The organism is Lentzea sp. DG1S-22 (assembly GCF_036321065.1).
Taxonomy (GTDB): Bacteria; Actinomycetota; Actinomycetes; order Mycobacteriales; family Pseudonocardiaceae; genus Lentzea; species Lentzea jiangxiensis.
Genome location: NZ_CP143276.1, coordinates 1,601,943 through 1,615,582 on the forward strand (window position 1 = coordinate 1,601,943; position 13,640 = coordinate 1,615,582).

At 71.2% G+C, this 13,640-nt stretch carries 14 protein-coding genes; 9 read left to right on the forward strand and 5 right to left on the reverse strand.

Annotated elements, in window-relative coordinates; genetic code table 11:
* Nucleotides 1-14 precede the first annotated feature (14 nt).
* Entirely contained in the window at nucleotides 15-1,250 is a 1,236-nt protein-coding gene (locus V1227_RS06885; RefSeq protein ID WP_329791643.1) for an MFS transporter, read from the forward strand.
* A gap of 23 nt (nucleotides 1,251-1,273) precedes the next feature.
* On the opposite strand, the gene V1227_RS06890 is transcribed toward V1227_RS06885, so the two are convergent.
* Nucleotides 1,274-1,840 carry a TetR/AcrR family transcriptional regulator C-terminal domain-containing protein gene (locus tag V1227_RS06890; protein ID WP_329791644.1) on the reverse strand — a complete coding sequence of 189 codons (567 nt, stop codon included), beginning with the start codon at nucleotides 1,838-1,840 and terminating at the stop codon, nucleotides 1,274-1,276.
* Nucleotides 1,841-1,874: 34 nt separating this feature from the next.
* Between V1227_RS06890 and V1227_RS06895 the strand changes: the two genes are divergently transcribed.
* Complete coding sequence (locus V1227_RS06895; protein WP_329791645.1) at nucleotides 1,875-3,149, forward strand: FAD-dependent monooxygenase; 1,275 nt, start codon at nucleotides 1,875-1,877, stop codon at nucleotides 3,147-3,149.
* A gap of 42 nt (nucleotides 3,150-3,191) precedes the next feature.
* A complete protein-coding gene (locus tag V1227_RS06900; RefSeq protein ID WP_329791646.1) occupies nucleotides 3,192-3,374 on the forward strand; it encodes a hypothetical protein in 183 nt (60 codons plus the stop codon).
* 67 nt (nucleotides 3,375-3,441) lie between these two features.
* On the opposite strand, the gene bdeA is transcribed toward V1227_RS06900, so the two are convergent.
* Entirely contained in the window at nucleotides 3,442-4,293 is an 852-nt protein-coding gene (bdeA, locus tag V1227_RS06905; protein ID WP_329791647.1) for a bis(hydroxyethyl) terephthalate hydrolase, read from the reverse strand.
* 271 nt (nucleotides 4,294-4,564) lie between these two features.
* On the opposite strand from bdeA, the gene V1227_RS06910 reads away from it, so the two are divergent.
* From V1227_RS06910 to V1227_RS06925, 4 genes are all read left to right on the forward strand, one after another.
* Nucleotides 4,565-6,853, forward strand: coding sequence for a LuxR C-terminal-related transcriptional regulator (locus V1227_RS06910; RefSeq protein ID WP_442916467.1), 2,289 nt, complete (start codon nucleotides 4,565-4,567; stop codon nucleotides 6,851-6,853).
* Between the two features lie 13 nt (nucleotides 6,854-6,866).
* A complete protein-coding gene (locus tag V1227_RS06915) occupies nucleotides 6,867-7,280 on the forward strand; it encodes an acyl-CoA thioesterase (RefSeq protein ID WP_329791649.1) in 414 nt (137 codons plus the stop codon).
* Nucleotides 7,277-8,377, forward strand: a complete 1,101-nt coding sequence (locus V1227_RS06920) for a zinc-binding dehydrogenase (protein WP_329791650.1) — start codon at nucleotides 7,277-7,279, stop codon at nucleotides 8,375-8,377. Before V1227_RS06915 ends, V1227_RS06920 begins: the two co-directional genes overlap by 4 nt.
* A gap of 159 nt (nucleotides 8,378-8,536) precedes the next feature.
* A complete protein-coding gene (locus tag V1227_RS06925; RefSeq protein WP_329791651.1) occupies nucleotides 8,537-9,670 on the forward strand; it encodes a S1 family peptidase in 1,134 nt (377 codons plus the stop codon).
* A 58-nt stretch (nucleotides 9,671-9,728) separates the two neighbouring features.
* Here V1227_RS06925 and V1227_RS06930 read toward each other — a convergent pair whose 3' ends face one another.
* Nucleotides 9,729-11,093, reverse strand: coding sequence for an alpha-amylase (locus V1227_RS06930; RefSeq protein ID WP_329791652.1), 1,365 nt, complete (start codon nucleotides 11,091-11,093; stop codon nucleotides 9,729-9,731).
* 159 nt (nucleotides 11,094-11,252) lie between these two features.
* Nucleotides 11,253-11,837: a class I SAM-dependent methyltransferase gene (locus V1227_RS06935; protein WP_329791653.1), complete on the reverse strand. Its 585-nt coding sequence runs from the start codon at nucleotides 11,835-11,837 to the stop codon at nucleotides 11,253-11,255.
* Between the two features lie 229 nt (nucleotides 11,838-12,066).
* Here V1227_RS06935 and cmtR point away from each other — a divergent pair, with 229 nt between their 5' ends.
* Nucleotides 12,067-12,384 (forward strand): Cd(II)/Pb(II)-sensing metalloregulatory transcriptional regulator CmtR, encoded by a 318-nt coding sequence (cmtR, locus tag V1227_RS06940; protein ID WP_329791654.1) that lies wholly within the window; start codon nucleotides 12,067-12,069, stop codon nucleotides 12,382-12,384.
* The gene (locus V1227_RS06945) at nucleotides 12,377-13,000 is read left to right on the forward strand and encodes a cation transporter (RefSeq protein WP_329791655.1); all 624 of its coding nucleotides are present in this window, start codon (nucleotides 12,377-12,379) and stop codon (nucleotides 12,998-13,000) included. The genes cmtR and V1227_RS06945 overlap by 8 nt, the downstream gene beginning before the upstream one ends.
* Here V1227_RS06945 and V1227_RS06950 read toward each other — a convergent pair.
* Nucleotides 12,957-13,289, reverse strand: coding sequence for a hypothetical protein (locus V1227_RS06950; RefSeq protein ID WP_329791656.1), 333 nt, complete (start codon nucleotides 13,287-13,289; stop codon nucleotides 12,957-12,959). The two genes, V1227_RS06945 and V1227_RS06950, sit on opposite strands and share 44 nt — an antisense overlap.
* Nucleotides 13,290-13,640: the final 351 nt, after the last annotated feature.

Sequence of the window (13,640 nt, forward strand, 5' to 3'; positions counted from 1 at the left end):
CCTGGGCTGTCGTCATGGGGGAGACGAACACGGTGGAAGCGTCCGAACGCGACTTCGGCCGGTACCTGTCGGCACGGGTGCTGTCCGTGCTCGGCGCCGTGGTTTCGGCGGTCGCGCTTCCCGTGCTCGTCTACCAGGTGACCGGGTCCGCGGGCTGGACGGCGGCCGTCACCGCGGCGGAGGCGTTGCCGTACCTGGTGTTCGGGCTGCCGGCGGGCGCGCTCGCGGACCGGCTCGACCGGCGGGCGATGATGGTCGCGATGGACTTCGCGGTCGCCGCCGTGCTGCTGAGCGTGCCGCTGGCGTGGCTGGCAGGAGGGCTGACGGCACCCCACGTCGTCGTGGTGGCGTTCGCGACGCAGACCGCGTTCGTGTTCTTCGACGCCGCGAACTTCGGCGCGTTGCCCGCACTGGTGGGCAAGGAGAGGGTCACCGCCGCCTACTCGAAGCTCTTCGGGCGCACGACGGTCGTCGAGCTCGTGGTGCCGGGCCTGACGGGACTGCTGATCGCGGTCGTCGCCCCGGCCGCGTTGCTCGCGGTGAACGCGCTGACGGCGGTGGGCTCGGCGTTGTTGTTGCGCGCGATCACGAGCAGCATGGCGACGCCACGTCCGGTCCGGGGCGCGGGTCAGATCGCCGTGGACGTCCGCGAGGGCCTGCGGTTCCTGTGGCACGAGCCGGTCATCCGGGTCCTGACCCTCGTCGGCGCCACGCACTCGGTGGCGAGCGGCGCGTGGACGGCGTCGCTGGTGCCGTTCGCGGACCGGGTCCTCGGCGTCGCGCCGGAAGGGGACGCGCGGCTCGCCGCCCTGTTCAGCTGCTGGGGCCTCGGCGCGATCATCGCCTCCCGGCTGCTGCCGCGGGTCACGGCGCGCTGGGGCAACGCACGGGTCGCGCTGACCGCGTTGCCGCTCTCCCTGCTCGGCGGCGTGCTGGTGCTCGTCAGCGGACACTGGCTGCTGACCTGCGCGGCGGCGGTGCACTGGGGTGTCACCGGTGCGGTCGTGGTGATCAACGGCATCACCTACCGGCAGCAGGTGTGCCCGGAGGGACTGCAGTCGCGCGTCAACACCACCGCCAGGATGGTCGCCTGGGGACTCGGGCAACCCCTCGGCGCGGCGGTCGCGGGCGGGGTGTCGGTCGCGACCGGTGACCCGCGCGCCGGACTCGGTGTCTGCCTCGCCGTGCTGCTGCTGGGGGTCGCGGCGGCCTGGGTGTCGCCGGTGCTGCGCAGGGCGCGCACGTGGTGAGGAGTACCGCGGCCGAGGTGTGATCAGCTCAGGAGCTTGGCGACGCCGAACTCGAAGCGCTCGTCGAACGACTGCTCGGCGAGGAACGGCAGAACCCGTCGCAGCGCGGGCCGTTCGCCCACCGCGAGGTCGCCCTGCCCGGCCGGCAGCGCCTGCTCCTCCTGAGCGAGCCCGAGGACGAAGTAGATGACGCTCCAACAGGTCCACGCGGCGTCACGCGCGGACAGCCCGCCCTCCAGCAGTGCGGCGACGAGAGCCTCGGCCGTGTCCAAGGTGGACGGTTCGGCCGCGTAGGTGCCCGCCACGACCGCCGCGCCGTCGCGGTGCGCGAGCAGGGCCCGCCGGTAGCGGCGCGCGATCTCGGCCGCCCGGTCGCGCCAGTGGTCCGGCAGGCCGTCGAGCGAGACGGCGGCGACGATCGCGTCGGCCATCAGCTCTTCCAGCCGTGCCTTGGTCTTCACGTGCCAGAGCACGGTGTTCATCCGCACGTCGAGCTTCTGCGCGATGGCCCGCATCGACACCGCCTCGGCGCCGCGTTCGTCGAGGATCTCCAGTGCGGCCCGCACGACGTCCGCTTGACTCTTGGTCACTGACCTAGTCTACTCGACCCAATGGCATTGGTCAGTGACCAAGGGAGTGGGTTCGATGCAGGACGTCGTCGTGGTGGGTGCCGGTCCGACCGGGTTGTGGCTGGCGGGGGAGTTGCGGCTGGGCGGTGCGTCGGTCACGGTCCTGGAGGCCCGCGAGGAGCGCGACTCGAACTCCAAGGCGCTCACGATCCACCCGCGCACCATCGAGGTCTTCGACTGCCGCGGTGTCGCGGAACCGTTCCTCGCCGAGGGCATCCGGATCCCGAACGGGCACTTCGGCGGCCTTCCGGACCGCATGGACTTCTCGGCGCTGGACACGCCGTTCCCGTTCACCCTCGCGTTGCCGCAGGCCCGCACCGAGGAACTGCTCGAGGACCGCGCTCTGCGGATGGGCGCCGTGCTGAGGCGGGGCCGCGAGGTGGTGGGCCTGACCGGGGACGGCGTGCGGCTGTCCGACGGTTCGGTCGTCGCCGCGCGGTACGTGGTCGGGTGCGACGGGACGCGCAGCACCGTGCGCGCGGCCGCAGGCATCGACTTCCCCGGCACCGACGCCACGACGTGGGGCTGGCTCGGCGACGTGGTGCTCGACGCCCCGCCCGAGCGCGGCTTCGCCGGCGTGACCGGCGTCGACGGCGGTCTGATGGTCGTGGCGCTGCCCGGCGGCCTGCACCGCATCGTCGGAGCAGACCCGGTGACGAACCGCGCCGAGTGGCCCGGCGACCTCACGCTCGACGAGCTGCGCGCCACCGTGACCCGGATCGCGGGCACCGACTTCGGCCTGCGCGACCCGAGGTGGCTGTCGCGCTTCGGCAACGCGACCCGGCAGGCCGCCACCTACCGCGCCGGCACCGTCCTGCTGGCCGGAGACGCCGCGCACATGCACTTCCCGACCGGCGGTGTCGGCATGAACGTCGGCATCCAGGACGCCCACAACCTCGGCTGGAAACTCGCGGCCGTCGTCACCGGCCGGGCGGACGACGCGCTGCTGGACACCTACCACGACGAACGCCACCCGGTCGGCGCCGACCTCCTGCGGCACACCAGGGCGCAGACCGCTCTGATGACCGGCTACACGCCGGAGGGCCAGGCGTTGCGCGCCGTGGTGAGCGAGCTGATCGCGTCCGCTCCGGACATGTCCCTGGTGCTCGCCGAGCGGTTGTCGGGTCTCGACGTCGCATACTCGACCGGCCGCCGCGTCCCCGACCAGGTGCTGCCCGGCGGCGACACGCTCTTCTCGCGACTGCGCGGCGGCGGCCACGTGGAGACCCCGGCAGGCCTCGTGCGGCCGGACGGGCATCTCGCCGCGTAACCGCGCGTCGCGGCAAGGCGATTCCGCGGCAGGAGGACCTCCATGATGGAGCCGTGGTCGCTGTGGATGCCACTACACCGGCAGCGAGGACAGGCGGCGCACGCGCTGACGTCGTCGGCGCTCGGCGTTCTCGAGGAACTGGCCGGCACCGACGACGTCTGCACCTCACGTGCGCGTGAGCTGCGCGCCTCTCTCGCGGAGTTGCGCATCGCCGAACGCACTTGAAGTGCGATGCGGAAGTCGGGTCGCGGCGCCCCGCGCTCGGTCAACGCCGCGACCCGTGCTCACGGGATCAGGAGTGCGGGCACGTGTCCCGGTACTCCTCGATCAGCGTGCTCCGTCCCGGCGCCGGGCACAGGAACTGCTCGTACCGGGTGTCGTTGTCGATGAACCGCTTGAGCCACGAGATGCTGTACTTCGCGATCGTGGTGTTGGACGAGTTCGGGGCGAAGTGCGAGGCGTTGTTGAGCTCCAGGTACGCCTTGTCCAGGGTGGACGGCAGTGAGGTGTAGAAGGGTTCGGAGTGCGAGGAGACCGGGGCGATGCTGTCGTCCTCGGCGCCGATGACGAGAGTCGGGACTCGCACGGTCGACCAGCTCTTCTGGGTGTGCCAGCCGGTCAGCGGGATCGCCGCCTGGAGGGCCGGGCGCTGGCTCGCCGCCCGCAGGGTGCCGCCGCCGCCCATCGAGTGGCCCATCACGCCGAGGCGCGTGGCGTCGATGCGGCTGCGGACGGAGCTCTGCTGGGTGAGGTAGTCGAGCGCCGCCAGGAGCTGGGAGGCCCGGCTGTCGGGCTGGTCGTAGATCGAGTTCGTGTCGATGGTGAAGACGACGAACCCCTGGGAGGCGATGCGCGGGCCCAGCCAGGAGATGCTCGACTGGGTGCCGGTGTAGCCGGGGGAGATGACCACCGCGCCGAACGTGCCGGCGGCGGTGCTGGTCGGGTAGTAGATGGTGCCGCCGCCGAAGCCGCTGACCAGCGATGACACCGAGGTCTCCGACACGGCGAAGGAGCCGCGCGTCGCCTCGATGCTCGCGTTGGTGGGAGCCGGGCCGCGCTCGTACGGGTTGTCGGCGGCCTGGGCGGTGGTGCCGGTGACGAGCACCAGGGACAGTGCGATCGGGATCAAGGTGCGGAGTTGCACGGCGATGTACACCTCATTCGGCAGGGGGAACAGAGGAGGAACGACCTCGACCCTGCAACCGCCGACCGGCTGAGCGCATCGGTGCAACCACCGGTGTCGGCAAAAAACTTCAGTGGCAAAACTAACGGTGGTAGGTGAATTTGGCCCTTACCCCTTCCGGTGGAGCCGTTGCCGCCGTAAGACTGGGTCGGTGCTGCGTGGTCGAGAGCGGCAACGCGTCGCAATCGACGCGTTGGTGGAACGTGCGCGCGTTGGTCGTGGTGGAGTGCTTGTGCTGCGCGGAGAGGCCGGTTCAGGCAAAACGACGTTGCTCAACGCGGTGAAGAGCACCTACGACGCGATGCTGTGCGTGGACGTCGACGAAATCGATGACGACCTCATGCAGCTCGCTCAGGACGTAGTAGGTACGAGGGCCGCGCTGCTCATCGCGACCGAGGGCGCGCCACGGGGGTTGCCGAGCGTCACGCTCGACCCGCTGGACACCGAGACGAGCCTGCGCGTCCTGCACGACCTGGTGCCCGGCCTGCCCGGCACGCTGGCCGCGGACCTCGCCGACCTGGCGGGAGGCAACCTCCTGGCACTGGTCGAGCTGGCGGGTTCGCTCACGTCCGCGCAGCTCGGAGGCATCGAACCGGCGCCGGCCGTGCTGCCGGAGAACAGCTCGCTGCGGCTGCGGTGGCGGTCGCGGTTCGACGCGCTGTCCGCCGAGGCCCAGCACGTCGTCGCGCTGGTCGCCGTGGACGAGGAGGTCGACGCCGCGACGCTCGACCTCGACGCGGTGCTCGAGGCCGGACCGCTGTTCGACCGGCGCCGCCTGGTCAGGACGGCGCTGCGGGCGGACGTGCCGCTGCGGTTGCAACGCGCGGCGCACGCCGAGCTGGCGGAGACCCTGCCGCCGGGGCCGCGGCGCACGTGGCACCAGGCCGTCACCAACCAGGACACGCAACTCGCGCACGCCCTCACCGCGCACGCCGAGCACGCACGGCGGTGCGGCGACTTCGCGACCGCCGCCCGTGACCACGACCGCGCGGCACGGCTCACCGCCGACCCCGAGGAGAAGGCGCACAACCTGCTCAAGGCCGCCGCCGACCACTGGGCGCACGGCGCGCCGCACCGCTCGCGCGCCGTCCTGCGCACCGCGGTCCGGCTCACCCACACCCCGGAGCTGCGGGCGTTGATGGACCTCGTCGTCGGCGGCATCGACCTCGGCGAGAGCCTCCCGGACGTCGCCGCCGACCGGCTGGTCCGCGCCGCGAGGGCACTGGTGAGCTCGCGGCGGCTGCTCGCCGTGGCGGCGCTGGGGTTCGCGGGCGAGGCGGCCAGCATCGCCGGGGACCACCGCCGGTACACGGCCATCGCGGACTTCGCGCGGGACATCCGGCGCGGCGACGAACCCCCGGCCACGAGACTGACGCTGGACCACCTCGTCGGCATGTCCGCGACCTTCGACGGCCGCCACGACGAGGCGTTGCCCCCGCTGCGCAGCGTGATCGAGCTGGCCGACCAGGTGCCGGGGCCGCAGGCGCGGATCTGGGCCAGCCAGGCCGCCTACGTGCTGGGAGACGCCACGAGGTCGAACGAGATGGCGACCAGCGCGGTGACGGCGGCACGCGAGAGCGGGTTCACGGCCATGGTGCCGTGGGCGCTGGTGTACCGGGCGTTGTCGGCGTTGCTGCTGGACCAGCACGCGGCGGCGCTCACCGCGGCGACCGAGGGCGTGCACGCGGCGACGGCCATAGGGCAGCACAACGCCGTCGTCGACCACCTGACGATCCTCGCGCTGCTCGCGGCGTTGCGGGGTGACGCGGACACGGCGCTGCACCGCTTGGACACCGCCGGCGAACACATCACGCAACGGGGTCTCGCCAGGCCCGGCACGTTCGGCGCCTGGGCGTTCGCGTGCGTCGACCTCGCCCGCGACCGGCCCGCCGACGCGCTGGACCGGCTCCGGCTGCACCCCGGCCACGCGGGCATCAAGGTCATGGCCGCGCCGCACGTCGTCGAGGCCGCGGTGGCGTGCGGCAGGCAGTCCGCGGGGGACAGGGCGCTGCAGCCGTTCGAGAGGTGGGCGGGTGTCACCGGCAGCACGGCCCGGCTCGCGCTCTCGCACCGCTGCCGCGGGCTGCTGGAAGCCGGGACGGCCGACGAGCACTTCGAGGAAGCGATCAGGCTGCACCGCGCCAGCGGCACCGCGATGGAGCTCGCCAAGACCGAGCTGCTGTACGGCAACCGGCTGCGCAGGGGCCGCAAGCCCAAGGCGGCGCGCGAACACCTGCGCGACGCCGTGCGCATCTTCCAGTCCTACCAGGCCGATCACTGGGTCGAGCGCGCCCGCGCCGAGCTGCGCGCCGCCGGGGACTCCACGAGCGAACCGAAGGACCACCCCGGCCTGACGCCGCAGCAGGCGCAGATCGCCCGGCTGGTCGCCGAGGGTGCCACGAACCGCGAGATCGCCGCGCGGCTGTTCCTGAGCCACCGCACCGTCGAGCACCACCTGCGCAACATCTTCGCGCGGCTCGGCGTGCGGTCGAGGGTCGAGCTCACCAGGAGGCTCGACTGACGATGGAGGGTGTGTGCGAGAGAACTACCGGCACTGGCAGCGGATTCCCACCCGGTGGGCGGACAACGACGTTTACGGCCACGTGAACAACGTCGTCCACTACGCCTTCATGGACACCGTGATCAACACGTGGCTGATCGGTGCCGGGCTGGACATCCAGGCGGGGCGGCAGATCGGCCTGTGCGTGGAGTCGCACTGCAACTACCGCGCCTCGGTGTCGTTCCCGGAGGCGCTCGACGCGGGTCTGCGAGTCGGTCACCTCGGCCGGTCCAGCGTGCGCTACGAGGTCGGTTTCTTCTTCGAGGGCCGCGAGGACGTCGTGGCGGAGGGCCACTTCGTGCACGTGTTCGTGGACAGGGCGACCCGCAAGCCGGTGGAGATCCCCGATCGGCTGCGCACGGCGATGGAAGGTCTGGTGGTGGCGTGAAGACGCGCGGCGCGGTGCTGACGGGTATCGGCGGGCCCCTGGAGGTCGTCGACCTGGAGCTCGACCCGCCCGGCCCGGGTGAACTGCTGGTGCGCGTGCGCGCCACGGGTCTGTGCCACTCCGACCTGTCGGTGATCGACGGCTCGCGGATCCGGCCGTTGCCGATGGTGCTCGGCCACGAGGCGGCGGGCGAGGTCGTCGAGGCGGGTCCCGGCGCCGAGTTCGCGCCGGGCGACCACGTGGTGCTGTCGTTCGTGCCCGCGTGCGGGGCGTGCCGCCGCTGCGCCTCCGGCCGACAGGCGTTGTGCGAGCCCGGAGCCGTCGCCAACCGGGACGGAACGCTGCTCGGCGGCGGCCGGCGGTGGACCCTTCCGGACGGGACGCGCCCGAACCACCACCTCGGCGTGTCCGGGTTCGCCGAGCACACCGTGATCTCCGACAGGTCGGCCACGCTCGTGCCGACGGACCTGCCGCTCGACATCGCCGCGCTGTTCGGCTGCGCGGTCCTGACGGGGGCCGGGGCGGCGTTCTACAGCGCCGACGTGAAACCGGGGGACAGGGTCGCCGTGTTCGGGCTCGGCGGCGTCGGCCTGGCGGCGGTCCTCGCGGCCGTCACGGCGGGTGCCACGCAGGTCGTCGCGGTGGACGTCGTCGAGCACAAGCGCAAGCTCGCCCTCACGCTCGGAGCCACCCACGAGGCGGCGGGTGGCCCGGACGCCGTCACCCACGTGCGGGACCTGACCGGCGGCGGAGCGGACAAGGTGATCGACACGACCGGTGTCGCGGCCGTGCTCGAACAGGCCTACGCCGCCACGGCCGTCGGCGGCACGACGGTCACCGTCGGGCTGCCGCACCCCGACCGCACCGTCAGCCTGCCGGCGCTCAACCTCGTCGCCGAGGAGCGCACCCTCAAGGGCAGCTACCTCGGCTCCTGCGTGCCGCGCCGGGACGTGCCCCGGTTCGTCGACCTGTACCGCGCCGGACGGCTGCCCGTCGACGGCCTGCTCTCCGGGCGGCTGGGGCTGCACGAGATCAACGACGGGTTCGCGAAGCTCGCGTCCGGCGACGCCGTCCGGCAGGTCGTCGTGATGGAGTAGTGCCCGGTTCGACCCGTTCGGGCACGAATCGGGCAGGACAAGTTCCAGGACGAGGTGTTGACCGCGCGGGTTCGGTTGCGCCACGGTGAGAGCGCTCTCATGTTCGCCGCTTCCCGCAACGGGGCGAGAAGCGATCCCTGCACGGACAAGGAGAAGAGCATGCGATTCACCCTGCCCGGAATCGTGCCCGCGCTGGCCCTCGTGCTGGTCGGCTCCACGTTCACCGCTCCGGCCCAGGCGGCGGAGAAGGAGATGTCCCCCGGCCTGCTCACCGCGATGAGCTCGGCGTTCGGGCTGACCGAGGCCCAGGCGCGGCTGCGCCTGGAGAAGGAGCAGCGCGCGTCGGTCATCGCCTCGCGCGCCGAGGGCGAGGCCGGCGCCGCACTGGCCGGCAGCTGGTTCGACGAGAAGACGAGCCGCCTCGTCGTGGCCGTCACCGACAGGGCCGCCGCCCGCAAGGTCGAGGCCGCCGGTGCGGACTCGGTCGTCGTCAGCCGGTCGGCGAACTCGATGGCGGCGCACAAGAACCGCCTCGACGCGCTGTCCGCGACGGGGGCCGTGCCCTCGGCGGTCGCGAGCTGGCACCCGGACCCGCGCACCGGCACCGTCGTCGTGAACGTGGAGGCGGGCAAGCAGACCGCCGAGGTCGCGTCCTTCCTGGACAAGGCCCGCCAGTTCGGCGCGATCACCGTGCGCACCGAGGGCGTGCAGCAGCCCCAGCCGTTCGCGGCCGGCACGGTCGGCGGCGACCCGTACTACACCGGCAACGTCCGCTGCTCCATCGGCTTCTCGGTGCACGGCGGCTACGTCACCGCGGGCCACTGCGGTGGCAACGGCCAGGCCGTCTACGGCTGGGACCGCTCCTACCAGGGCAACTTCGCCGGATCCTCCTTCCCCGGCAACGACTACGCGTGGGTGCGCATCGGCGGCGGCTGGTGGACCGTTCCGGTCGTGCTCGGCTGGGGCACCGTGAGCGACGCGCTGGTGCGCGGTTCGTGGGAGGCGCCGATCGGCACGTCCGTGTGCCGCTCCGGCTCGACGACGCGCTGGCACTGCGGCGTGATCCAGAGCCGCAACGAGACGATCCGCTACGCCCAGGGCGACGTGCACCAGATGGCGGGCACGAGCGTCTGCGCCGAGGGTGGCGACTCCGGTGGCTCGTTCATCACCGGTGACCAGGCCCAGGGCGTCACGTCCGGCGGCTACGGCAACTGCTCCAGCGGTGGCCGCACGTGGTTCCAGCCGATCAACGAGATCCTCAACGTGTACGGCCTGAGGCTGCACACGGCCTGATGGAACGCCCGGCTGCCCGCCACGCGAAGTGGTGGACAGCCGGGTTTTCAGGTGGTGGTCAGCCGCGTGCGTTGACGTGCAACGCGAGCGCGGTTCCGGCGCCGAGCGTGGTGGTGAACCGGCCGGAGGAGTCGACGGTCACGCGGACGCAGCCGTTCTCCTGGACGTTGCAGTACGTCCCCGCCGGGAGGGCCGTCTGGAACGTGCGGGTCACGGAGAACGTCTCGCGGTTGATCGCGACGAAACCCTTGCTGCCGCGGCCGAACGCGATCAGGTCGTACCCGTTGTCCTGCCAGTTGTTCACGTCGGTGCCCGCGACGGTGTTGCGGAACGCGACCATGTTCGCGATCTGCGTCCAGGCGTGCTGGCACTTCCAGCCGCTGTAGCAGACGGAGCCGCCGGGCGGACCGGCGTCCTTGTCGCTGAACTCGTAGCCCGAGTACACCTGCGGTGCGCCGTAGTTCCACGCCAGCATGAACACGTTCGCCAGCGTGTAGGTGGAACCGTCCTTGTAGGTCAGCGTGGAACCGTTGCGCTCGGTGTCCCAGTTGTCCACGAACGGCCGTGCCTGGCCGCTGGGCAGGAAGCCCCACGACTGCCCGAACGTCCGCAGGTACGCGAGGTTCTCGTTGGTGAAGATCCGCTTCACGTCGTAGGCGTAGCGGAACTCGTCGACGTCACCGGAGCCGGTGTACTCGCCGGGCTGCACCGCCTCGCCCGCGCCGTAGATGACCTCGTGGACCCAGAAGACGCCGGGGTTGCTGAGCTTGCCCTTGATCGCGGCGAGGTCGCCCGCCGGCATGTGCTTGGCGGCGTCGATGCGGAAGCCGTCGACGCCCATGCCGATCAACCGGTTGAGGTACCCGGCGATGGCGCCGCGCACGTACTCGCTGCCGGTGTCCAGGTCGGACAGGCCGACGAGCTCGCAGTTCTGGACGTTGTAGCGGTCCTGGTAGTTGGTGATGGGCGACCGGCAGGAGTGGAAGTCCCAGTCGCTGTAGTAGCCGGGGTAGGTGTACTTCGAGTAGCCCGTACCGCCCGTTCCGGTGCCGGAGCCCGCGCTCATGTGGTTGATCACCGCGTCGGCGATGACCTTGACGCCCGCGTTGTGGCAGGCCGTGACCATGTTCCGGAAGGCGGTCTCGTCACCGAGGCGCCCGGCGATCCGGTAGCTGACGGGCTGGTAGGTGGTCCACCACTGCGGACCCTGGACGTGCTCGGTGGCGGGCGAGACCTCCACGTAGCCGTAGCCCTTGGGACCGAGAACGTTGGTGCACTCCGACGCCACGCGGGCGAACGGCCATTGGAACAGGGTGGCGGTGACGTCCTTGGCGCCCGGTGGCGCCGCAAGACTTTGCACCGGTGTGGACAGTCCGACGATCAGCAGCACCGCCAGGAGGGTGCGCGAAGCCGAGGAAACCACGTTGTCTCCTTGATGCAGGGGGGTTCACTGATCGTGGTAGCACCCCGGCGCACACCCCGCAAAGCGTTGCAAGAACTTTCCGGAGCAATTCGGCCTACTGCACGCGCGGGCCGCCGACACCGGACTTGCCGGCGTGAGGGCGCCGCTCGTCGGCCCCGTCTACCGATCACTGACGAGCAGGTAGCGCTCGTCCGTGATCGGCCTGCCCCACAGGTCCTCAGCGGTCAGCGGGGTGACCACGGCCTCGTCGCGCACCCCGGCGACCAGTTCGCGGGCCTCGGCGGCGGTCAGCCCGGCGCCGGTCGACCACCGTCCCTCGACCAGCACGAGAACGCCGCCCGGCTCGAGCAGGGCCACCCACCCGGCCAGTGCCGCGGCCGGATCCGGCAACGCCCACAGCACGTGCCGCGCGAGCACGACGCCGAACGATCCCCGAGCGTGCGGTGGGTGTGCCGCGTCGCCCGCGACGAAGCCGATCGTGACACCCGCGCTCGACGCCTTGGCCCTCGCCACGTCCAGCATCCGCTCGGACAGGTCGAGGCCGTGCACCTCGTGGCCGGCTTCGGCGAGCAGGACGGACAGGCTCCCGGTGCCGCACCCGAGGTCCGCGACGCGGGAGGACGGGGGGATCAGCGGCAGGAGCAGCCGGGCCCAGGCGTCGCGCACCCGCGGGTCCCGCAGCCCGTGGTCCGGCTCGTCGTCGAACGCCGCGGCGTGCCGGTCCCAGAACTCCCGGATCGTCATGCCTCCACTTTTGCCTAAGCGGACCTCAAGACTTGCCCAAATGAGATGCGAAGTCCGTCGTACGGTCCCTAACCTCGCTTCATGAGGCTTGTGATCTGGTTCACACTGGCGTGCATGTGCGCGCTCAGCGGTGACCACGTGCTCGCAGCCGTCCTGGTGACACTCCTGGTCGGCTGCGCGACGGACCGTACACGCTGAACTGTTCAGCTATCGCTGTACAGTTCGCCGTGTGCTGACCTGTGAGACGCGAGAAGCAGCGCTCGCCCGGCTCGGGCGGGCGCTGGCCGACCCGACGCGCTGCCGCATCCTGATCGCCCTGCTCGACGGTCCCGGCTACCCGGCCCGGCTCGCCGAACAGCTCGGACTGACCAGGTCGAACGTGTCCAACCACCTGGCGTGCCTGCGCGGCTGCGGCCTGGTCGTGGCCGCCTACCAGGGGCGCCAAGTGCGCTACGAGCTCGCTGACCCGCACCTGAAGCGCGCGATCGGCGAGCTCGTCGACGTCGTCCTCGCGGTCGAGCCGCAGCCGGAGTGCGTCGATGGGTGACACCTGCTGCCCGCCCGTCCGGACCGGTCGCCGGACCGCGTTGCGGCGCAGGATCCGGGTGCTCGTCGCGGCGACGATCACCTACAACGTCGTCGAGGCGGTCATCGCGCTCGCGGCGGGCACCGCCGCGAACTCGACCGCGTTGATCGGGTTCGGGCTCGACTCGGTGATCGAGGTCGCGTCCGCGGCCGCCGTGGCGTGGCAGTTCGCCGGACGCGACCCCGAGCGGCGTGAACGCACCGCGCTCAAGGTGATCGCGGTGTCGTTCTTCGCCTTGGCGGCGTACGTGGTGGTCGAGTCCGCGCTGGCGTTGCTTCAGGCGGAACGCCCGGAGCACTCCACGGTCGGCATCGTGCTCGCGTCGGTGTCACTGCTGGTGATGCCGGGCCTGTCCCACGCCCAGCGCAAGGCGGGGCGGGAGCTCGGGTCGGCCAGCGCGGTGGCGGACTCGAAGCAGACGCTGCTGTGCACCTACCTGTCGGCGGTGCTGCTCGTCGGCCTCGTGGTCAACAGCGTGTTCGGCTGGTGGTGGGCGGATCCGGTCGCGGCGCTGGTGATCGCGGCCGTGGCGGTCAGGGAAGGCCGCGAGGCGTGGCGGGGCCACCACTGCTGCTGACCGGCTTGCGCGCGACCAGCCGTTCCACCACGCCCAGCTTGAACCGCTGCCGTTGCTCGACGACGAGGCCGTGGGCCTGCACGAGGTGCAACGGCCGGCGCAGGAAGTGCTCTCCGGCCATCGGGACGGTGATCCGCTCGAGCAGCCACTGCACGCCCCGGACGAACCGCGAGGTGGCGGCCACGTGGTCGAGCAGGATCAGCGATCCGCCGGGCCGCAGCACGCGGACCATCTCGCCCACGGCGGTCCCGTGGTCCGGGATCGCGCACAGGCCCAGCGTGCAGACCACGGTGTCGTTGGTAGCTGCCCACTGGCGGCCGTGTCGTCCTTAACCAGGTTGATATCGCGGACGTTTGCGAAGATTTCATGGCAGTGCGAGTACCGCACTTGCTCCGCTTTGGCGTCTGCTCGTCAGAATGGTCGAGCATAGCGAGTAAAGCCAGCGCATCAGGTTATCAGATAGTTTTGGGTGAACCACACTCCGATTTCTCGGTGGTTGTTTGGTCAACTATATCGCGGTCCTGTCATTCGATGCACAATCGTGATTCGGATGATCCGTTGCAGCTGAAAGTCTCCGCAACACGGCTTGAAGACGGACTTAGACTGCAAGAAGCTCCTGACGTAGGCCGAGCCGCTGTCG

What these genes read in the sequence shown, in the direction of transcription:
- V1227_RS06935 (WP_329791653.1), bottom strand. Translation starts at nt 11,837, where the DNA reads ATGACGATCCGGGAGTTCTGGGACCGGCACGCCGCGGCGTTCGACGAC.
- V1227_RS06885 (WP_329791643.1), top strand. Translation starts at nt 15, where the DNA reads ATGGGGGAGACGAACACGGTGGAAGCGTCCGAACGCGACTTCGGCCGG.
- V1227_RS06945 (WP_329791655.1), top strand. Translation starts at nt 12,377, where the DNA reads ATGGGTGACACCTGCTGCCCGCCCGTCCGGACCGGTCGCCGGACCGCG.
- V1227_RS06900 (WP_329791646.1), top strand. Translation starts at nt 3,192, where the DNA reads ATGATGGAGCCGTGGTCGCTGTGGATGCCACTACACCGGCAGCGAGGA.
- V1227_RS06925 (WP_329791651.1), top strand. Translation starts at nt 8,537, where the DNA reads ATGCGATTCACCCTGCCCGGAATCGTGCCCGCGCTGGCCCTCGTGCTG.